Here is a 20,945-nt window from a genome sequence, read left to right on the forward strand (position 1 = left end):
CCGGCGGCCGCCGGCGTCAGTCGGCCGCGGCCGGCACGAGCACCTCGCGACTGCCGTTGATGCCCATCGCCGACACGAGGCCGGCCGCTTCCATCTGCTCGACGAGCCGCGCCGCGCGGTTGTAGCCGATGCGCAACTGCCGCTGCACCGACGAGATCGACGCGCGCCGCGTGCGCACGACGAACGCGACGGCTTCGTCGTACAGCGGATCGGCTTCCGCGTCCGGCGCGTCGCCGAACAGGTCCTGCGTCGCGCCGTCGGCGGCCGGGCCGTCGAGGATGCCTTCCTCGTACTGCGGCTCGCCGAACTGCTTCAGGTACTCGACGATCCGGTGCACTTCCTCGTCAGCGACGAACGCGCCGTGCACGCGCTGCGGATACCCGGTGCCCGGCGGCAGGAACAGCATGTCGCCCATCCCGAGCAGCGACTCGGCGCCCATCTGGTCGAGAATCGTGCGCGAGTCGATCTTCGACGACACCTGGAACGCGACGCGCGTCGGGATGTTCGCCTTGATGAGGCCCGTGATCACGTCGACGGACGGCCGCTGGGTCGCGAGGATCAGGTGGATGCCGGCCGCGCGCGCCTTCTGCGCGAGGCGGGCGATCAGTTCCTCGATCTTCTTGCCCGCGACCATCATCAGGTCGGCCAGCTCGTCGATCACGACGACGATCAGCGGCAGCGTCGACAGCGGCTCCGGATCGTCGGGCGTCAGCGAGAACGGGTTGCCGATCTTCTTTTCCTTCGCTTGCGCGTCGCGGATCTTCTGGTTGAAGCCCGCGAGGTTGCGCACGCCGACGGCCGACATCAGCCGGTAGCGCTTCTCCATTTCGCCGACGCACCAGTTCAGCGCGTTCGCGGCGAGCTTCATGTCGGTGACGACCGGCGCGAGCAGGTGCGGGATGCCTTCGTAGACCGACAGCTCCAGCATCTTCGGGTCGATCATGATGAGCCGCACGTCTTCCGGCGTCGCCTTGTACAGCAGCGACAGGATCATCGCGTTGATCGCGACCGACTTGCCCGAACCCGTCGTGCCGGCCACGAGCATGTGCGGCGCCTTCGCGAGATCGGTGACGACCGGATGGCCGGTGATGTCCTTGCCCATCGCGATCGTCAGCTGCGACGGCGAGTGCTGGTACTGGCGCGATTCGAGGATCTCCGACAGGCGGATCATCTGGCGCTTCGCGTTCGGCAACTCGAGGCCCATGCAGGTCTTGCCGGGGATCGTCTCGACGACGCGGATCGACGTGAGGCCGAGGCCGCGCGACAGGTCCTTCATCAGGCCGACGATCTGGCTGCCGCGCACGCCGAGCGCCGGTTCGATCTCGAAGCGCGTGATCACGGGGCCGGCCGACGCGCCGACCACCGTCACCGGCACCTTGAATTCCTGCAAGCGCTGTTCGATCACCTGCGCGGTTTGCGCGAGGTGTTCGTCGGTGATCGTTTCGACGTCGCCGGAGGCGGGCTCGAGCAGGTCGAGCGTCGGCAATTCGACGCTGAACGACGCGGGCGCGTGGAATTCGAACGCGTTCGGGCGCGGCTGACGGACGGGGGCGTCGGCCGGCGCCGGCTCGGTGGCCGCGGTTGCATGGGCGGCCGGTGCGCCGATCGGCGCGATAACCGGCGGTGTCGGCGCGGAAACGGCGGCGGCCGGCGTGGGCGGCGGGTTCGCGCCGGGGAGGGCCGTTGCCGGCGGTGCCGTGATCGGCGTTGCGCTCACGTCATGCGACATGATCCAGCCCGACGACGAGACGGCGGGGGCGGCCGGTGTCGTGAACGTCTGGGTGGCGACTCCGGCTGGGACGGACGCGATCGACGGCGCCTGCGTCGCGGCGGTCGCACCGATCGACGTCAGCGATCCGGCCGCAGCGGCAGGCGAGCCTGCGATCGGGTGCGCCGGCGCGGCGGTGGCCGTGGTCGTCGGCGCGATCGTGCTGAAGGATGTCGACGTCGTGGCGGACGCCGTCGGCGACACGGGCAGGCCGACGGCCGGCTGCGGGGGGACTGCGCCGGATGAGCCGGATGGAGCGAACGTCGTCGCACCGGTCGGCGCGGTCGACGCGGTCGTCGTGTCGGCCGGATGTGTCGATGCCGGCGCGGGAGACGGTGCAACGGCCGGCGCGGACGTGAAAGTCGCGGGCATCGCGGAAGCGGGTGCCGCATGCGCGGTCGAACCGGACGTCGAAGCCGATGCGCCGGTCGTCGACGGCGTCGCCGCGGGCGGCATCGTCGGTGCTGTCCAATGCGTGGCGGCGAGCGTCGTGCCTCGAGCAACGGCCGGCAGCGGAGCTGCGGATGCCGCGTCGACCGGCTTGCCGGTGTCCGGTGCCGGCTGCGATACGGCCGGTGCGGACGTTGCCGCAACCGGCGTGGTCTCGGCAAGTGCGCGCGCCGACGTTCCGACGATCGACGACGGGGGCAGGGCAGCGAACGGAACGTTGCGGTCGGCGGACTTCACGTCGGCGTGCGCCTCGGCCGCCCGTTGAGGCGCGTGGGCTGGCGCAGCGCGATCGATCGCGGGCGCCGGTTGCGCGTCGTCCGTGTCGTCGATATCGACGGACCCTGCCGGCTGGCTGGTGCCGAGGTCGCGAACCGCTGCATCGCTTGCTTGCGCGAAGGCTGGATCGGCGGATTCCGAGCCTGTCGTGTCCGCCCGCGAGTCGGCGCTCGGAGTCCCGGTCGACACGTTGGGCGCGGAAGCGCGCGGTTTGACAGCGTCTTCCCAAGGGGCGAAATCGATGGGGGCGCCGAACGACGGCGCGGCCGCGGTCCCGAATGCCGGTGCGGCGGGCGCTGCGTCGACGTGACGGATTTCATCGGCGGCGTGATGCGACAACGCGCGATCGTCGATGCCGGTATCCGGCAGCGCGTGCGATGTAGCGTCATCGAGGGCAGTGGTGGGCGAATCGCCAACCGGAGCGGGCGTGACGCTCGATTTTGCCGGCATGAAGGCGTCGAGCACGATCGGTGCGCCGTCGTCGCGAGCCGGCGCGGCATCGGGTTCGGCCGGAACATTGGCGTCCTGGGTCGCGATGCCGTGCGTCGTGGAGACGAACGCGTTCGACACGGCTGCCGGTGCCGATGTCGATGTCGATGCGGCGGCGCTGCCTGCTGCCGCGGCTACACCGGCCACGGCAGCGGCCGTGGTCGCCGCGTGCTGCGCATCGGTCGACTGTGCGCCGCCCAGCGCCGCCCATTGCGCGGTACTGGCCTCGATCGAGCGCAGCGTGTCGTGAACGCTCGGCGCCGGCGTAATCGGCGTGGCTGGTTTTTCCGTCCACGCATAGAGCGGCGCGCGTGCCGGCGTGGGCGGCGCCGGGCGGCGTCGTGCCGCATCCGGCGACAGGCCGGTGGCCGCCGTGCCCGCAACCGGGCGTATCGGCTGCGGTTGGGTGACGGCCGGTCGCGGCGCGACCGTGGCGCGCGGCGCCGTCTGCGTCAGCGCAGCCGTGGCCGGCCGCGCGGCGGTCGGACGCGGCCGGACCGGTTCGAATCCGGCCGGAAGCGGGGCGGGCGCGGGGCGCGGCACTTGCGCGTTCGCGGCGGCGCGCGCGAGGCTGGCGGTGCTGCCGGTGGTCGGCGGCGGCATCGCGCCGGCCGGGAGCGGCGCGGGCGGTGCCGGCGTGCGCTGCGGCGCGGCCGGTTTCAGCCAGCCCGACGGCGCGACGGGTTCCGCAAGGGGGCGCGGCGGCGTCTTCGCGCGCGGCTTCGGCCGTGCGTGCGGATCGGGTTTCCATACTGTCGGGCGTGCATACCGGCCGTTCTGGCGCGGCGCCATCGCGTTGACGGTGTGCGCGGTGGTCGGCTGCACGACGTCGTCGTCGCGATGCAGCGCGCTGCGCGGCAGGTCGGCGATTCCGCGCGCGTCGTCGTCGCCGCCGTCGCGCGACAGCTTGACGCCGAACGACGTGTCGACCCACGCCGCGAACTGCCGCCAGCCGATGCCGGTCAGCCACGGCAAGCCGGCGAAGAACAGCACGACCATCGCGACCGGCGTGCCGATCGCGCCGAGCACGTGGCCGAAGCCGGCCGAGAACGCATGGCCGAGCGCGTTCGTGTCGGGGCCCGACAGCGGGCTCGTCAGCGTGCAGCTTGCGACGAATACCGCGGCGAAGCCGAGCCACAGGCGGATCGAACCGCGGCCGGCGAGCCCGCCGCCGCCGGGCAGCATCGCCTGCACGAGACGCCAGAAGAGAAGGAGGAACCAGACGGCGGAAATGCCGAACCAGCCGAAGACAACCGTGTGCATGCTTTGAAACAGGAGTGGGGCGGGGCGCGCCGGGCGCGACCCGCCGAGTTTAACCGGCCGGCGAACAAGACTCTAACGCGGCGTGCTTGCGTTCACGCCGCGCGACGCACGTGGGTCGCACATGCGGGGGGCGCGCCACGCGAAGGCGGTCGGTCGGCCTTCGCGCGCGCCGTACATCATGGGCTCCGGTGCGTGAACGTCAGCGTTGCGCCGGCCTGGGTCACGATCTGCAATTGCTGCGGCGCGCGCATCTGCACGCCGGTCTTCTCGATGTGGGCGAGCGCGTCGAGGTAGGCGGATTCGAGCTGGCCGCCGAGCGTGTTCGGGCAGGCCATCCGCGTGCCGGCGAGCGGGCCGAAGCTCAGCAGGCCGTTCTTGATCGCGTAGGTGCCCATGTAACGGTTGCAGCCCGAGAACCCGCTCGCGCGCCGGATGCCCGAATCGGTCGACAGCGCGAGCTTGATCGGCTCGCCGTTGTCGCCGTGCGGAATCGCGCGTGGCGTGCCGTCGGCGTTCACCCAGCTGGTGAGTTCCCAGCTCGTGTCGTCGAGCAGCTGGACGGCGGCCGGGTTGTACGGGTCGGGCGCGGGGGCGGCGGAATCGGGATGGGTCGGCATCGCGCAGGCGGCGAGAAGCGTGGCAAGCGTCAACGCGCAGAGCGGCGCGCGCAACGGGCGAAGCAGGCCGGTGCGTGCGCGTGCGGCCGCGGACAGGTGGGACATGAGCCTCGTTCCTCTTCGGATTCTGATCAAGGCGTAAGAGTAACGCACCCGCCCCGCGGCAGGCGAGCCGACACTTCGCGCGCGAAAACGTTCGCGGCCCGCCCGCGGGCTTCGCGCGCCACGGTGCGAGGGCGGCCAAACCGCCCAAACCGGCCCGAACGCCCGTGTTAACATCGAAGCCGTTTTCGTCCTCCAACAGAACCAGCGGGAATTCACATGCAGATCGGTCAGCGGCTCGGTACGCCGCTTTCACCCTCGGCCACGCGCGTCATGCTGCTCGGCGCGGGCGAACTCGGCAAGGAAGTCATCATCGCGTTGCAGCGTCTCGGCGTCGAAGTCGTCGCGGTCGATCGTTATCGGGACGCGCCGGGCCACCAGGTCGCGCATCGCGCGCACGTGATCGACATGACGGACCCGGCCGCGCTGCGGGCGATCGTCGAGGCCGAGCGCCCGCACCTGATCGTCCCCGAGATCGAGGCGATCGCCACCGACGCGCTCGCGGCGATCGAGGCGGCCGGGCTCGCCGAGGTGATCCCGACCGCGCGCGCGACGCAGCTCACGATGAATCGCGAAGGGATCTGCCGGCTCGCGGCCGAGGCGCTCGGCCTGCCGACGTCGCCGTATGCGTTCGCGGATTCGTTCGAGGCCTTCAGCGCGGCCGTCGCGAAGATCGGCATGCCGTGCGTCGTGAAGCCCGTGATGTCGTCGTCGGGCAAGGGGCAGTCGGTCGTGAAGACCGACGCCGACGTGAAGCCCGCGTGGGACTACGCGATGGCGGGCGGGCGCGTGAACCATGGCCGCGTGATCGTCGAGGGCTTCGTCGATTTCGACTACGAGATCACGCAACTGACCGTGCGCGCGATCGACCCCGCCACGCTCGGCACGCGGACCTATTTCTGCGAGCCGGTCGGCCACGTGCAAGTGGCGGGCGACTATGTCGAATCGTGGCAGCCGCAGCCGATGAGCACGACGGCGCTCGAGAAATCGCGCGAGATCGCGCACAAGGTGACCGAGGCGCTCGGCGGGCGCGGCCTGTTCGGCGTCGAGCTGTTCGTGCGCGGCGACGACGTATGGTTCTCCGAGGTGAGCCCGCGGCCGCACGATACGGGCCTCGTCACGCTAGCCTCGCAGCGTCAGTCGGAATTCGAGCTGCACGCGCGGGCGATTCTCGGGCTGCCGGTCGACCCGGCGCTTGGCACGCCGGCCGCATCGGCGGTGATCTACGGCGGGCTCGACGAGCGCGGGATCGCGTTCGAAGGCGTGCGCGACGCGCTGGCGGTGCCGGGCGCGGATCTTCGCCTGTTCGGCAAGCCGGAAAGTTTTGCGAAGCGGCGCATGGGCGTCGCGCTCGCGACCGGCGCGAGCGTCGACGAAGCCCGCGAACGTGCGAAGCGCGCGGCCGCCGCCGTCCGGCCCGTGTCGGCGCGCTGACGGAACGAGGAGAGGACGATGGCGTCGAGAGGGTTGCGTATCGCAAGGCTGGGCGTCGCGCTGGCGCTCGTCGCGAGTCTCGCGGGCTGCGGCCTGGCGGCGGCGCCGTGCCGCGTGGCATCGGCCGGGCTCAAGATCGTGCCGCTCGTCGGCCACGTCGCCGCGGCGCCGACCGATGCGTGCGCGGACGTGATCGATCCCTGATTCCGGCAAGCGGCGCGATTCCCCGCTCACCGTATAAACAATGACCGCGCGCTCGGAGAGGCGCGCTTCCACCCGTCTCGTGAGAGGACCTGCATGATTCGCCAAACCCTCGCCGCGCTTGCGCTCGCCGGCACCGCCGTTTCCGTCGCGCATGCCGCGCAACTGACCGTCGAGGAGATCGACGCCGACGCGCGCCAGCAAACCGTCTACCAGTGCGCGAACCAGAAGCAGCCCGTGCGTGTGTCGTACTGGCTCGCCGGCAACGGCCAGAGCTTCGCGCTCGTGCCGGTCGACGGCAAGCGGATGCTGTTCGTCGACACGGTGTCGGCATCGGGCGCGCGCTACCAGGCCGGCCGCTATACGTGGTGGACGAAGGGCAAGGAAGCGACGTTGCGCGACGAAATCGCCGACCCGAAGGCGCCGCCGCTGCTGGGCGACTGCGTGCAGGTCGAGAAGAAAAAGAAGAAGGGCTGAGCGGCGGGTGCGATCGCGGCGCCTGTTCGCCCGTGTTGACCGGCGCTCGGGCTGAAGGGCTCGGTGCGCCCGGTGGCGGCATGCGGGCGGGAAATTTCACGATCGAACCCTAATAATTTCCATCGGCCGATACGGATACTCCGATCGGTCGACCGCTCGCCCGCACCGGCCCGGGAAGGGCGCTTCGCGAACCGCCGTCGCAGCCGTTCGCGGCGTTGTCACGGACAGATGCCCGCACGGTGCTACAATACGGCCCTTTCCGCCGGCATTCGCGCCGAACGGAGTTCGCACGGCCTGGCGTCCAGCGTTCGCATTGAACCGGTCCCAAGCGCCAGAGCGGCGCCGCGCGGCGCGCCGCGGCTCCGTCTATTTCCGAATTGTGATGAGCGCAGGCCCGGCCGGCCTGACGCACGATGTCCCCGCCGCGCCTTTTGAGCGAAACGCCACCATGTCCGATTCTGTCGCCAAGCCCGTCGACGCAACCTTCGATCAATTCGGCCTTGCCGCCGATATCCTGAAAGCCATTGCGGAGCAGGGTTATACGACGCCGACGCCGATCCAGGCGCAGGCCATTCCGGTCGTGCTCGCCGGCCGCGACGTCATGGGCGCCGCGCAAACGGGCACCGGCAAGACCGCGAGCTTCTCGCTGCCGATCATCCAGCGCCTGCTGCCGCAGGCGAACACGAGCGCATCACCGGCGCGCCACCCCGTGCGCGCGCTGATCCTCACGCCGACCCGCGAGCTCGCCGACCAGGTCGCCGCGAACGTGCACGCGTATGCGAAGCACACGCCGCTGCGCAGCGCGGTGGTGTTCGGCGGCGTCGACATGAACCCGCAATCGGCCGAACTGCGCCGCGGCGTCGAGATCCTGATCGCGACGCCGGGCCGCCTGCTCGATCACGTGCAGCAGAAGACGGCGAACCTCGGCCAGGTGCAGATCCTCGTGCTCGACGAAGCCGACCGGATGCTCGACATGGGCTTTTTGCCCGATCTGCAGCGCATCCTGAACCTGCTGCCGAAGGAACGTCAGACGCTGCTGTTCTCCGCCACCTTCTCGGGCGAAATCAAGAAGCTCGCATCGACCTACCTGCGCAACCCGCAGACCATCGAGGTCGCGCGCAGCAACTCGACGAACGCGAACGTCACGCAGATCGTCTACGACGTCGCCGAAGGCGACAAGCAGGCGGCGGTCGTGCAACTGCTGCGCGATCGTGGTCTCAAGCAGGTGATCGTGTTCTGCAACAGCAAGATCGGCGCGAGCCGCCTCGCGCGCAATCTCGAGCGCGACGGCGTGGTCGCGTCGGCGATTCACGGCGACAAGACGCAGATCGAGCGGATGCAGGCGCTCGATGCGTTCAAGCGCGGCGAGATCGAGGCGCTGGTCGCGACCGACGTGGCCGCGCGCGGCCTCGACATCGCCGAGCTGCCGGCCGTGATCAACTTCGACCTGCCGTTCAGCGCGGAAGACTACGTGCACCGGATCGGCCGTACCGGCCGCGCGGGTGCGACGGGCGACGCGCTGTCGCTGTGCAGCCCGAACGAGCGTAAGCAGCTCGCCGACATCGAGAAGCTGATCAAGCGTCCGCTCGAGATGCAGACACTCAAGCTCGACAAGCCGGCGCGTCATCGTCACGACGAGCGCGGTGGCGAGCGTGGCGGCGAGCGCGGGGGTGAACGCGGCGGCCGGCGCGATCGCGACGAGCATCGCGGTGCATCGGCTCGCCGGTCGGGCAGCGCCGAGCGCGGCGGCCATCATCGCCGCCACGAAGCGCCGGTCGACGATTTTTTCCTGAAGCCGTACGAGCCGTCGGCACCGGCGAAGCAGCCGGACGACGCGCAGCCAGCGCAGCAGCCCGAGAAGAAAGGGCCGAAGCGCCAGGTCGCCGCGTTGCTCGGCGGGTTCGGGATGCCGCGCAAGCCGTCGGCGTAAGCCCGGTGTAGCGGCAGGGCGGCGCGCGAGCGCTGCCGGACAAGCGGGTACATGCGACGGCGCATGTGCCCGTTTTTCATTGGACGACGCGATCGGGACGGGGCGGGGCGCGAGGAGAGGCTATCGCTTGCCGCGCGGGCTTCCGTCACGCTTCATGCGAGCGGGTTCGTCGCAGACGGTGCGGGAAGCGCGATCGGCACGGATCGGCGTCCTGCAAGCGATTCAACCGGTGCGTGGCCCGAAGCGACGTGCCCACGCTTGCGTTGCTGCCGCATGGAAGGCGTCGATCGTCTGGCCCGGGAGATCGCCGTCGTCGGCCAGGCCGAGATGCGCGGCCGCGGCCCGCAGCGCGGGTAGCGGATCGCTGCGTTCGAGCGCCGTCGCGCCCGTCTGCTTGCTGAGCTTTTCGCCGTTCGCATCGACGACGACCGGCACGTGCAGGTACGAGGGAGTCGGCACGCCGAGGCAGCGTTGCAGGTAGATCTGGCGCGCGGTCGAATCGAGCAGGTCGGCGCCGCGCACGACGTGCGTGATGCCGGCGTCGGCATCGTCGACGACGACCGCGAGCTGATACGCCCATTGGCCGTCCGCGCGCTTGAGCACGAAATCCCCGACGTCGGTCGCGAGGTTCTGCGATTGCGTGTGCTGCCAGCGGTCGTCGAACGCGACGAGCGCGTCGTCGCCGTCCGGTACGCGCAGCCGCCAGGCGCGCGCGGGCTTGCCGTGCAGGCCGGTGCGGCAGGTGCCCGGATACGCGAGCGTCGTGTGGCGTTCGTGGGCGGCGCGCAGCGAATCGGCGATTTCCTTGCGCGTGCAGCCGCACGGATAGACGAGCCCTGCCGCGGCGAGCCGCGCGAGCGCGGCCGCGTAGGCCGCGTCGCGCGTGCTCTGCCGGACGGGCGGCGCGTCGGGCGTCATGCCGAAATGCGCGAGCGTCGCGAGGATGTCGTCGGCCGCGCCGGGGACGGTGCGCGGGCCGTCGAGATCCTCGATGCGCACGAGCCAGGTGCCGCCGTGCGCGCGCGCGTCGAGCCAGCTCGCGAGCGCGCCGACCAGCGAGCCGAAGTGCAGCGGGCCGGTAGGCGACGGCGCGAAGCGGCCGCGATAGCCGTGAATCATCGGCGGAGCGCGATGCGACGCGCCGTTACGCGGCGCTGGCCGCCTGCGCGCACGCCGGGCACGACTTGCCGGGCACGTAGCTCGGCGATTGTTGCGCTTCCGGCGTGACGACCGCGCGGCACGCGAAGCACGTGACGTTCGCGGTGGGCTGGAGCTGCGGGTTCAGCGCGGTGCGGTAGTCGAACACGAAGCAGTCGCCGTGATAGTGCGCGCCGCCGACTTCCTCGAAGTACTTCAGGATCCCGCCTTCGAGCTGGTACACGTTGTCGATGCCGATTTCCTTCATGTGGATCGCGGCCTTCTCGCAGCGGATGCCGCCGGTGCAGAACGACACGACCGTCTTGCCCTCGAGGTCGGCGCGGTTCGCGTCGATCACGTCCGGGAATTCGCTGAACTTGTCGATCCGGTAGTCGAGCGCGTTGTCGAACGTGCCGACGTCGACCTCGAACGCGTTGCGCGTGTCGAGCATCACGACCGGGCGGCCCGCATCGTCGTGGCCGCGGTCGAGCCACGTCTTCAGCGTGCGCGCGTCGACGAACGGCGCGCGGCCGAGTTCCGGCTTGATCGCGGGCTTCTTCATCGTGATGATCTCGCGCTTCAGGCGCACGAGCATGCGGCGGAACGGCTGCGAGTCGGACAGGCTTTCCTTGAACTGCAGCGTCGCGAACTTGCCTTCGAACAGCGGATCGTGGCGGATGTACGCGATGAACGCGTCGGTGGCTTCGCGGGTGCCGGCGATGAACAGGTTGATGCCTTCCGGCGCGAGCAGGATCGTGCCGCGCAGGCCGAGTTCGTTGCAGCGGGCGGTGACGAGCGGGCGCCATTGCTCGTTCGCGTCGAGCGATACGAAGTGGTAGGCGGCGAGGTTGACGATGGTCATGATGGTCCGACGGGGAAACGGCCGCACGGCGGCCCGCAAAAAAGGGTGCGAAGCCGGGGCGTTGATTCGAAAAACCGTATTATCCCGCAAACGGCGCGGGCATCGGTACCCGGCCGGTCGGCCAACCGCCCGACGCGTCGCCGCGTGCATCGGCCGAACGGCCAAAGCGGGCATTTTTTGGGCAGCCCGTGCGGCGGGGCGGCTACAATAGCGCCCATGTCAGATCCTCGCTTCGTCCATCTTCGCGTTCACTCCGAATTCTCGATTGCCGACGGCATCGTGCGCCTTGACGACATCGTCAAGGCGGCGGCCGCGGACGGTCAGGGCGCGCTCGCGCTCACCGATCTCGGCAACGCATTCGGCCTCGTCCGTTTCTACCAGGAAGCCCGCGGCAAGGGCATCAAGCCGATCGCCGGCTGCGACGTCTGGATCGCCAATCCGGACGACCGCGACAAGCCGTCGCGGCTGCTGCTGCTGGTCAAGGACAAGGTCGGTTACCTGAATCTCTGCGAGCTGCTGTCGAAGGCGTGGCTCACGAACCAGTACCGCGGCCGTGCGGAACTCGACGCGAGCTGGCTCGACGGCGAGCTCGCGCAGGGGCTGCTCGCGCTGTCGGGCGCGCAACAGGGCGATATCGGGCTCGCGCTGGCCGCGGGCAACGAGGAAGCCGCGCGCCGTCACGCCGAGCGCTGGGCGAGGGTGTTCCCCGGCGGCTTCTACATCGAGCTCCAGCGTTACGGCCAGCCGGGCGCCGAGGCGTACATCCAGCAGGCCGCGACGCTCGCCGCGTCGCTGAAGCTGCCGGTCGTCGCGACGCACCCGACGCAGTTCATGACCGGCGACGATTTCACCGCGCACGAGGCGCGCGTGTGCATCTCGGAAGGCGACATCCTCGCGAACCCGCGGCGCCAGAAGCGTTTCACGACCGACCAGTATTTCCGCACGCAGGACGAGATGGTCGCGCTGTTCGCCGACCTGCCGTCGGCGATCGCGAACACGGTCGAGATCGCCAAGCGCTGCAACCTGAAGCTCGAGCTCGGCAAGCCGAAACTGCCGCTGTTCCCGACGCCGGACGGCATGTCGCTCGACGACTACCTGGTCCAGTTGTCGAAGGAAGGGCTCGAGACCCGGCTCGCGCAGTTGTATCCGGTCGAAGCCGAGCGCGACGCGCAGCGCGACACGTACTACAAGCGCCTCGAATTCGAGTGCGGGACCATCACGAAGATGGGCTTTCCCGGCTACTTCCTGATCGTCGCGGACTTCATCAACTGGGCGAAGAACAACGGCGTGCCGGTCGGCCCGGGCCGCGGCTCCGGTGCCGGTTCGCTGGTCGCGTACGCGCTCGGCATCACCGACCTCGATCCGCTGCGCTACAACCTGCTGTTCGAGCGCTTCCTGAACCCGGAACGCGTGTCGATGCCCGACTTCGACATCGACTTCTGCCAGCACGGCCGCGATCGCGTGATCCAGTACGTGAAGGAGAAATACGGCGCGGACGCCGTGTCGCAGATCGCCACGTTCGGCACGATGGCCGCGAAGGCGGCCGTGCGCGACATCGGCCGCGTGCTCGACCTCGGCTACATGTTCACCGACGGCGTCGCGAAGCTGATCCCGTTCAAGCCCGGCAAGCACGTGACGATTGCCGACGCGATGAAGGAAGAGCCGCAGCTGCAGGAGCGCTACGACCACGAGGATGAAGTCCACCAGCTGCTCGATCTCGCGCAGCGCGTCGAGGGCCTCACGCGTAACGTCGGGATGCACGCGGGCGGCGTGCTGATCGCGCCGGGCAAGCTGACCGATTTCTGCCCGCTGTACACGCAGGGCGACGACGGCGGCGTGGTCAGCCAGTACGACAAGGACGACGTCGAAGCCGTCGGCCTCGTGAAGTTCGACTTTCTGGGGCTCACGACGCTGACGATCCTCGACTGGGCCGAGCGCTACATCCGCCGTCTCGATCCGTCGAAGGCCGACTGGTCGCTCGCGCAGGTGCCGCTCGACGATCCGGCATCGTTCCAGATCCTGAAGAAGGCCAACACGGTCGCGGTGTTCCAGCTGGAAAGCCGCGGGATGCAGGGCATGCTGAAGGATGCGCAGCCCGACCGCTTCGAGGACATCATCGCGCTCGTGTCGCTGTACCGTCCGGGCCCGATGGATCTGATCCCGAGCTTCTGCGCGCGCAAGCACGGCCGCGAGAAGGTCGAATACCCGGATCCGCGCGTCGAACCCGTCCTGAAAGAGACCTACGGCATCATGGTCTATCAGGAGCAGGTGATGCAGATGGCGCAGATCATCGGCGGCTACTCGCTCGGCGGCGCGGACTTGCTGCGTCGCGCGATGGGCAAGAAGAAGCCCGAGGAGATGGTCAAGCATCGCGAGATCTTCGCGGAGGGCGCGGCGAAGAACGGCCTCACGCGCGAGAAGTCCGACGAGATCTTCGACTTGATGGAGAAGTTCGCCGGCTACGGCTTCAACAAGTCGCACGCGGCCGCGTATGCGCTGCTCGCGTATTACACCGCGTGGCTGAAAGCGCACCATCCGGCCGAATTCATGGCGGCCAACATGACGCTCGCGATGGACGACACCGACAAGGTGAAGATCCTGTTCGACGACTGCGTGATGAACAATCTCGTCGTGCTGCCGCCGGACATCAACCAGTCGCATTACCGGTTCGAGCCGGTCGCCGAAGCCGACGGCAAGCGCTCGCGCACGATCCGCTACGGCCTCGGCGCGGTGAAGGGCAGCGGCCAGAACGCGATCGAGGAAATCCTGCGTGCGCGCGAGGAAAAGGCGTTCACCGACCTGTTCGACTTCTGTGAGCGGATCGACCGGCGCGTCGTGAACCGCCGCACGATCGAGGCGCTGATCCGCGCCGGCGCGTTCGATTCGCTGAATCCGAACCGCGCGCAGTTGATCGCGTCGGTGCCGCTCGCGATGGAAGCGGCCGACCAGGCCGAAGCGAACGCGATGCAGGCCGGCCTGTTCGACATGGGCGCCGAGTCGCCGCATGCGCACGCGCTCGTCGACGAACCCGCGTGGGACGACAAGCGCCGTCTGCAGGAAGAAAAGGCCGCGCTCGGCTTCTACCTGTCCGGCCATCTGTTCGACGCGTATCGCGACGAAGTGCGTCGGTTCGTGCGGCAGAAGGTCGGCGACCTGAAGGAAGGGCGCGACAAGCTCGTCGCCGGCATCATCGCGTCGCTGCGCACGCAGATGACCCAGCGCGGCAAGATGCTGATCGCGCTGCTCGACGACGGCTCGGGCCAGTGCGAGATCACGATCTTCAACGAACAGTTCGAGGCGAACAAGGCGCTGTTCAAGGAGGACGAGCTGCTGATCGTGCAGGGGCAGGCGCGCAACGACGCGTTCACCGGCGGCATTCGCTTCACGGCCGATACCGTGATGGATCTCGAACGCGCGCGCAGCCGCTACGCGCAGGCCGTGCGGCTGACGATGAACGGCAACGCCGATGCGCTCGCGCTGCGCCGGGTGCTCGAGCCTCACGTATCGAAGGACGATCCGGCCGCCGCGAACGCGGTCGAAGCGCCCGCGCCGCGCGGCGGCGGGCGCGATGGCGGCCGCCGCCCGCAGGCGCCGCTGCCGAACGGGCTGGCGGTCCAGATCCACTACAGCAATGCACGCGCGCAAGGCGAGATGCGTCTGGGCGACGCGTGGCGCGTGAAGCCGAGCGACGCGTTGCTGGCGGAGCTGCGTTCGGCGTTCGACGGCAGCGTCGTCGAAATCACGTACTGATCGCTACCCGCTTCGAGCGCTGTCGTGTACAGGCGGCCCGTCGCATCGCCATCATGTGCGGCGGCGGGCCGTTTTTACGTGCGCGGGCAACAGGGCCTTCGATTGTCCATCCGGACGCTATACAATCCCGCGCTGACCGTACCAACCCGGCGCTTGCCGCAGGTTTGAACGGGGAGTAGAGCCGGCAGCATGCACGCAAACGGGGACGGATTCATGCGGCATGCGGCAATGCGCGACAGGGCCACGCTGGAGCAGGGGGCCGTGGAGCGGCTCGTCGCGACGATAAAAACGGATTGTTTACACGACCATGGCCAATGGGAAGCCGACGCAGCGGATCCTCGTGATCCGGATAGATTTTCTGGGCGACATGCTGTGCACGACTGCGTTTCTCGGCGCGCTGAAGGCGCGCTGGCCCGACGCGGAATTGCATGTGGTCGCGAACCGCTACAACGCGGCCGCGCTGGCCGGCAACCCGAACGTGCACACGATCCATACCTACGTGTATAGCCGTCAGTGCGAGCGCAACGACCGTCCCGGACGGATGCGCGCGTTCTTCGACCGGCTGCGGCTCGTGCGCCGTCTGCGTCGCTTGCGGTTCGACCTGGTGATCGTGCCGAACGGCGGCATGCATCGCAGCAGCGTGCAGTTCGCGCGCCAGCTTCGCGCGAAGGATTGCCGCTGGCACGATGCCGAGACCGAGTTCGACGATCGCAAGCCCGAGCATGTCTCGCGGCGTCCGATGTGCCACGAGGCATTGTCGGGTTTTCGCCTGGTGCCCGAACTCGGCTGCGCCGATCTCGACCGTCTCGAACTGTCGGTTCATCCCGATCGCGCGCTGCAGGAAGTGTGGCATCGCCTGCTCGGCGCGCGCACGAAGCCGCGCGTCGGGCTGTTCGTGTCGAACAAGGCGGTCGAACGGCGCTGGCCCGCCGATCGCTGGCGCGACCTCGGCGAGCGGCTCGCGCCGGTCGCCGACGTGATCGTGTTTCGCGATCCGGCCATCGGCGGTCACGCGACCGCGGACGATGGATGGCGCGACGTGAATGCGCGGCATGTCGCGCCGTCGTCGGTCGCCGAGCTGATGGCGGCTGCGAGCCTGCTCGATGCAATCGTCTCGGCCGACAGCGCGCCCGTCCATCTTGCGTCGGCGCTCGGCGTACCGGTGGCCGCGCTGTTCGAGGACCGTCCCGAGAAATACCTGCGCTGGCATCCGCTTGGCGTGCCGCACGTGATCCTGCGTGCGGGTCCGACTGTCGATGCGATCGGTGTCGATGCCGTCGAGCGCGCGGTGCGCCATCTGCTTTCGCACGCCGACCATCGCGACGAAGCGCCGGCCGGCACGACGCTCGCGCAACGGGCCGCCGCCACGGCGCCCGCGATCGAGACAATCGCTTCGTAGCGCCGGGCGGGCCGGCTGGCCGCGTACCGCACGACGCCCGCGCTGGCGGGCCCGGCTCGCGGCAGTCTGCGCGGCGCGGTGCGCGATGCCGCGCCGGCTGCCGCAAAATCCTGTACATTGCCAGCCTTGTTCAGCCAGCTCGACGATCGCCGTGGCCCTGTTTTCTTCCGCCCGTCCGCCCAGAACCATTCTCGTTGCCGCGCCGCGCCGGATCGGCGACGTGCTGCTCACGACGCCGCTCGTACGGTCGCTGAAGGCCCGCTGGCCGCACGCGCAGATCGACATGCTGGTGTTTCGCGGCACCGAGGGCGTGCTCGAGCACAATCCGGACGTACGCCGCGTGATCGTCGTCGCGCAGCGCGCGGGATTTCGCGAGCGGCTGCGCGACGCGTTGTCGATGTGGCGCCGCTACGATCTCGCGTGCGCGGCGCTGAGTTCCGACCGGCCGCGTTTCTACAGCTGGTTCGCCGGCCGCAAGCGGGTCGGCCTCGTCGATCCGAACCGCGTCACGTGGCTCACGCGGATGATGCTGAACGGGATCGCGATCAATCACCATGAATCTGCGCATACGGTCGTCAGTACGCTGGCGCTCGCGCCGGTGATCGGTATCGAGCCGGTGTCCGAGGTCGTCGCGCCCGGCATCGGCGACGATCCCGCGCGGCGCGCGCGTTTCGACGCGTGGCTCGCCGAGTCGCCGGCGATTCGCGCCGGCAAGCCGCTGGTCGTGCTGCACCCGTATCCGATGTTCCGTTACAAGCAGTGGCGGCTCGACGGCTGGGTCGAAATGATCGGCTGGCTGCGCGAGCAGGGCTTTGCGGTCGCGCTGTCGGGCGGCCCGGCCGACAGCGAGCGCCAATATGCGGAGCAGGTCGCGGCCGAGGCGGGCGGCGATGTGCTGAACCTGGTCGGTCGCCTGACGTTCGGCGAGAGCGCGGAGCTCGTACGGCGCGCGCGACTCTTCATCGGGCCCGACACCGGTGCGACGCACGTCGCGGCCGCGACGGGCACCGACACGATCGCACTGTTCGGTCCGTCCGACCCCGTGCGCTGGGGGCCGTGGCCGCAGCACTGGCCCGCGACCGAGAATCCGTGGTCGCTGCGCGGCTCGGGCCGGCACGGGAACGTGTGGTTGTTGCAGGGGGAAGGCGATTGCGTGCCGTGCCGGCACGAAGGCTGCGAGCGTCACGTCGACAGCCGCAGCGACTGCCTCGTCCATCTGGGGGCGCAGCGAGTGAAGGCCGCGGCGGCCGAGATGCTCGGGCTGAATCCGCCGGGCCAGGCCGATGTCATCGTCGACACGTCGCGGCTGCACCGCGCCGGATCCGACTGACGCGCGCGTTTCTTCGTTCGAGGGCGGCGTGTTTCGCGGGCAGCCACGCGGCTTGCCCGTATCGACGACGGATGTGCACTGCGGCCGAACCGGGCCGGCACGACAGCGGAACGTATGCCGGCGTGCGTTACACGCTGCGCCGGATTGCCGACGTCTCGCGCGGCAGCGCTTCGCTGCGTTCGCCGCAGCCGAGCAGGATGCCGGCCAGCAGCACGATCAGGTGCCCTTCGGCGAAATCCAGCAGCAGCGAATTCGCGAGACTGCCGATCGTGAAGATCGCGAGCCACGCGAGCAGCAGGTGCCGCGAGCGCGGATCGAGCGCACGGCTGCCGCGCGCGATCTGCACGATCAGGTTGACGAACAGCAGCACGCCGAGCGTGCCGAGCTGCACGGCCATCAGCAGGTATTCGTTGTGCGGATTCGACGTGAGCTGGCCTTCGGCAGCCGTCTTGCCTGCCGTGAGCTTTTCGAATTCGGATTCGAGGCCGCCCGCACCGTAGCCGATCACCGGCCGCTGACGGTACAGTTCGAGCCCCTTCTTGTACCACTCGAGGCGCAGTCCGGTCGACGTGGCCGCATCGCTCTGCCGGTATTGCTGCACTTCCGTCACGACCTTCGTCAACCGGCCGTTGTGAACCGTGCAGGCGGCAACCACGAGCGCGGCGCCCGTGAGGATCAACACGCCGGCGGCGAGCCCTGCGCGCAACGCAGACTGCCGGCGCAGCAACAGCACGAAACGCACGGCGACGACGAGGATCAGCAGCAGCGCGATGATCTGTCCCGTGCGTCCCTGCAGCATGACGAATACGTTGACGAGCGACCACGCGGCGATGCCCGCATACGCGACGCGAGGCAGCCGCGTGCGGGCCGCCAGCGCGAGATCGGCTGCCTGGTAGAAGAGCAGCGCGCCGAACATGCCGGCCGCGATGTGGTTCTTGAACACCCACGCGCGCGACAGCGGCAATTGGGTCGCATAGGCCGGCCCGACCGCGGTCAGCCCGAGGTAGTTGGTCGTCGACAGCAGCAGAATCACGCACAGCGTGCCGAACCAGCAGCGCCGCACGATCGGCGCCCAGTTCGAATGACGGAACGCGAGCACGGCGAAGGGCAGCAGCAGCAGCTTGTCGTACTTCGCGACCCAGTTCCACGCCTTGTTGTGCGGCGCGACCGTATAGGCGACGCTCACGGCCAGCGCGGCCAGGATCAACAGCGCCGCGAGCGAGGCCGGGTCGGTGACGAACGAGCGCAAGTCGCGCCAGAATTCGGGGGAGATCACGAGCGCGACCGCGAACAGCCCGCAAAACACGTTGGTCAGCGCGGTCGAGACGGGCACCATGCAGAGCGCGGCGACGGCGAAGGCACGGGCGGCGGTCAGGCGCCGCGTGGCGGGAGTGGAAAACGAAAGCATCGGAACCTGTCGTATGGACGAATACGGCGCGCGCCGCGTGCATTGCGCCGCGCATCCCGGCGAGAGATCCGGGACGAACGGCGCAGTATACGCGAAGCCGAACAGGTTTCCGTGCGGTTTTCGGGGCGGGATCAGCTGAGCGCGCGCTTGATCCGCGAGCGCAACAGCGCACGCTTGAGGCGGCCCTCCACAACCGGCGTATCGAGCGCGATCTGCGTGCCGACCGGCTCGCCGCGATGCAGGTAGTAGCGGTCGAACGTCGCCTGGGTCATGCCCCATTTATTCAGGAACTGGCGGCGGCCGTCGTTCTTGACGATCTTGCCGGTGCTCTTCTGCTGGAAGTGGTACACGAGGCTGTCGCCGACGCCGACGAAGATCCGGCAGCCGGCATCCCAGAATTTCATCGAGAAGTCGTTGTCGCTGCTCATGCCGGGTGACAGCTCGCTGCTGTAGCCGCCGATGCGGTTCCACCAGTCCCGGTGCACGAGCGTCGGCGGCCAGGTCGAGCCGAGCCAGTCGGCGCGCGCCAGCTTCGGGGTCGCGGCGACGAGGCCCGCCGCGTCGAACTGCTCGGCGTCGCGGCCGAAATCGCTGACGACGACGCACGGGTTGCGCGTGTCGACCGGCTCGATCATCGTGCCCGACAGCATGAAAAGGTCGGTCGGCATCCGCTCGATGCGGCGCACGAGCGCCGTGTCCCAGCCGGGGCAGCAGAACATGTCGTCGTTCATGTAGACGACGTAGTCGCGCGTGGTGCGCGCCGCGGCCAGGTTGACCGCATGGCAGATGCCGATGTTGGTCGGCGACGCGGTGTGTTCGATCCCTTCGTTGCGTACCCAGTCGAGCGTGCCGTCCGAGCCGTCGTTTACGTGCACGACGATCTGGTGGTCGTATGCGGAGTGCCGGCGCAGGCTGTCGACGACTAGCTTGAGGTACGGCAGGTTGTTCCAGGTCGGGATGATGATGGAGAACATGGCGGTCGGATTCGGTGGTCGTCGTGGCGCGCGGCGCAGCCGCCCGGGCGGATACGCGCGGTGCGCGCAGCCCGGCATTGTAACGCCGGGCCGGCCGCGCGCCGGGCGGGCGCAAGCCCGTTATCAGCGCGAGCAGGCCCTAGCGGGCCGGTTCGTGACCGAGCTTCAGGAAGCGGTAGTACACGGTTTCCGCGTTGAACACCGCGATCATGAAGCCCGCGCGGCCGTCGAGGAACCCGCGCCGCAGCACGTAGGTGCGCACGAACGCCCACGCGCCGCGGCCGAGCGCCTTGCCGAAGCCGCCGCGCTGGCCGGCCGCGCGGCGCTGGCGCGCGCCGGCCGTCGAATACGCGTCGAGCTTGCGCACGACCGTTTCGAAATCCTCGTACGAGTAGTGCATCAGCTTGCCGGGCAGGCGCTGCGCGGCGGCATCGAACACGAGGCGCTCATGCACGAGATCGTCCGAGAACCGCGCGGCGCCGCGCCGGAACAGCCGCGGCACCCAGTCCGGATACCAGCCGCTGTGATGGATCCACCGGCCGCAGAAGCTCGACAGCCGGTCGAGCGCATACACCTGAGCGGTCGGCGCGCGGATCGCATCGCGGATCGACTGCGCGAGCTCCGGCGTGACGACTTCGTCGGTATCGAGCGACAGGATCCAGTCGGTGTCGAGCGCGTCGAGCGCGCGGTTCTTCTGCGGGCCGAAGCCCGGCCAGTCGCGCTCGACGATCACGCGCGCGCCGTGCGCCTGCGCGATCGCGACGGTATCGTCGGTGCTGCCGCCGTCGATGACGACGATATCGTCGGCGAACGACAGCGCATCGAGACACTGCGCGAGCCGCGCGGATGCGTTGAGGGCGATGAGGGCGACGCCGAGGGAGGGTTCAGCCATGAAATCGTCGGAAAGGCGGAGAAAACGGTGAGCGGCAGTATACCTTCGGGCCGGCCGCGGGCCGCATCGGCGACGACCGTGCCGGCGGGGCGGTGCAGCTATAATGTTGAGCCCTTTTCGGCACCCGCCCGACTGGGCGCACACCCGGGCGGCCACGCGCCGGGCGCCGCATCGCGGCTCAAGAAG

The 20,945-nt window shown here is 69.3% G+C and carries 14 protein-coding genes; 7 read left to right on the forward strand and 7 right to left on the reverse strand.

The window, feature by feature from the left end:
• Positions 1–16: 16 nt before the first annotated feature.
• A complete protein-coding gene (locus tag HWX62_RS33130; RefSeq protein WP_244136078.1) occupies positions 17–4,246 on the reverse strand; it encodes a DNA translocase FtsK in 4,230 nt (1,409 codons plus the stop codon).
• A 176-nt stretch (positions 4,247–4,422) separates the two neighbouring features.
• Positions 4,423–4,968, reverse strand: coding sequence for an META domain-containing protein (locus tag HWX62_RS21945; protein ID WP_175930602.1), 546 nt, complete (start codon positions 4,966–4,968; stop codon positions 4,423–4,425).
• Between the two features lie 216 nt (positions 4,969–5,184).
• Here HWX62_RS21945 and purT point away from each other — a divergent pair, with 216 nt between their 5' ends.
• The 4 genes from purT to HWX62_RS21965 all read left to right on the forward strand — a co-directional run bounded on the left by purT (position 5,185) and on the right by HWX62_RS21965 (position 9,007).
• The gene (purT, locus tag HWX62_RS21950) at positions 5,185–6,399 is read left to right on the forward strand and encodes a formate-dependent phosphoribosylglycinamide formyltransferase (RefSeq protein WP_175930603.1); all 1,215 of its coding nucleotides are present in this window, start codon (positions 5,185–5,187) and stop codon (positions 6,397–6,399) included.
• A gap of 18 nt (positions 6,400–6,417) precedes the next feature.
• Positions 6,418–6,603: a DUF6726 family protein gene (locus HWX62_RS21955; RefSeq protein WP_175930604.1), complete on the forward strand. Its 186-nt coding sequence runs from the start codon at positions 6,418–6,420 to the stop codon at positions 6,601–6,603.
• Between the two features lie 93 nt (positions 6,604–6,696).
• Entirely contained in the window at positions 6,697–7,077 is a 381-nt protein-coding gene (locus tag HWX62_RS21960) for an MliC family protein (protein ID WP_175930605.1), read from the forward strand.
• Positions 7,078–7,459: 382 nt separating this feature from the next.
• Positions 7,460–9,007: a DEAD/DEAH box helicase gene (locus HWX62_RS21965; protein WP_175930606.1), complete on the forward strand. Its 1,548-nt coding sequence runs from the start codon at positions 7,460–7,462 to the stop codon at positions 9,005–9,007.
• 222 nt (positions 9,008–9,229) lie between these two features.
• On the opposite strand, the gene gluQRS is transcribed toward HWX62_RS21965, so the two are convergent.
• Both gluQRS and HWX62_RS21975 read right to left on the reverse strand, forming a co-directional pair.
• A complete protein-coding gene (gene gluQRS, locus HWX62_RS21970) occupies positions 9,230–10,126 on the reverse strand; it encodes a tRNA glutamyl-Q(34) synthetase GluQRS (protein ID WP_175930607.1) in 897 nt (298 codons plus the stop codon).
• 25 nt (positions 10,127–10,151) lie between these two features.
• Positions 10,152–11,006 carry a sulfurtransferase gene (locus tag HWX62_RS21975; RefSeq protein WP_175930608.1) on the reverse strand — a complete coding sequence of 285 codons (855 nt, stop codon included), beginning with the start codon at positions 11,004–11,006 and terminating at the stop codon, positions 10,152–10,154.
• A gap of 216 nt (positions 11,007–11,222) precedes the next feature.
• Between HWX62_RS21975 and dnaE the strand changes: the two genes are divergently transcribed.
• The 3 genes from dnaE to HWX62_RS21990 all read left to right on the forward strand — a co-directional run bounded on the left by dnaE (position 11,223) and on the right by HWX62_RS21990 (position 17,485).
• Positions 11,223–14,756, forward strand: a complete 3,534-nt coding sequence (dnaE, locus tag HWX62_RS21980) for a DNA polymerase III subunit alpha (protein WP_175930609.1) — start codon at positions 11,223–11,225, stop codon at positions 14,754–14,756.
• A gap of 307 nt (positions 14,757–15,063) precedes the next feature.
• Positions 15,064–16,155: a glycosyltransferase family 9 protein gene (locus tag HWX62_RS21985; RefSeq protein WP_175930610.1), complete on the forward strand. Its 1,092-nt coding sequence runs from the start codon at positions 15,064–15,066 to the stop codon at positions 16,153–16,155.
• A gap of 151 nt (positions 16,156–16,306) precedes the next feature.
• Positions 16,307–17,485: a glycosyltransferase family 9 protein gene (locus HWX62_RS21990; protein ID WP_175930611.1), complete on the forward strand. Its 1,179-nt coding sequence runs from the start codon at positions 16,307–16,309 to the stop codon at positions 17,483–17,485.
• Between the two features lie 127 nt (positions 17,486–17,612).
• Here the strand turns inward: HWX62_RS21990 and HWX62_RS21995 are convergent, their stop codons facing one another.
• The 3 genes from HWX62_RS21995 to HWX62_RS22005 all read right to left on the reverse strand — a co-directional run bounded on the left by HWX62_RS21995 (position 17,613) and on the right by HWX62_RS22005 (position 20,759).
• Complete coding sequence (locus tag HWX62_RS21995) at positions 17,613–18,893, reverse strand: O-antigen ligase family protein (protein ID WP_175930612.1); 1,281 nt, start codon at positions 18,891–18,893, stop codon at positions 17,613–17,615.
• Between the two features lie 131 nt (positions 18,894–19,024).
• A complete protein-coding gene (locus HWX62_RS22000; RefSeq protein ID WP_175930613.1) occupies positions 19,025–19,867 on the reverse strand; it encodes a glycosyltransferase in 843 nt (280 codons plus the stop codon).
• Positions 19,868–20,006: 139 nt separating this feature from the next.
• Positions 20,007–20,759 carry a glycosyltransferase family 2 protein gene (locus HWX62_RS22005; protein ID WP_175930614.1) on the reverse strand — a complete coding sequence of 251 codons (753 nt, stop codon included), beginning with the start codon at positions 20,757–20,759 and terminating at the stop codon, positions 20,007–20,009.
• Between the last annotated feature and the right edge of the window lie 186 nt (positions 20,760–20,945).

Source organism: Burkholderia sp. BCC0506, from assembly GCF_902833145.1.
GTDB lineage: Bacteria > Pseudomonadota > Gammaproteobacteria > Burkholderiales > Burkholderiaceae > Burkholderia.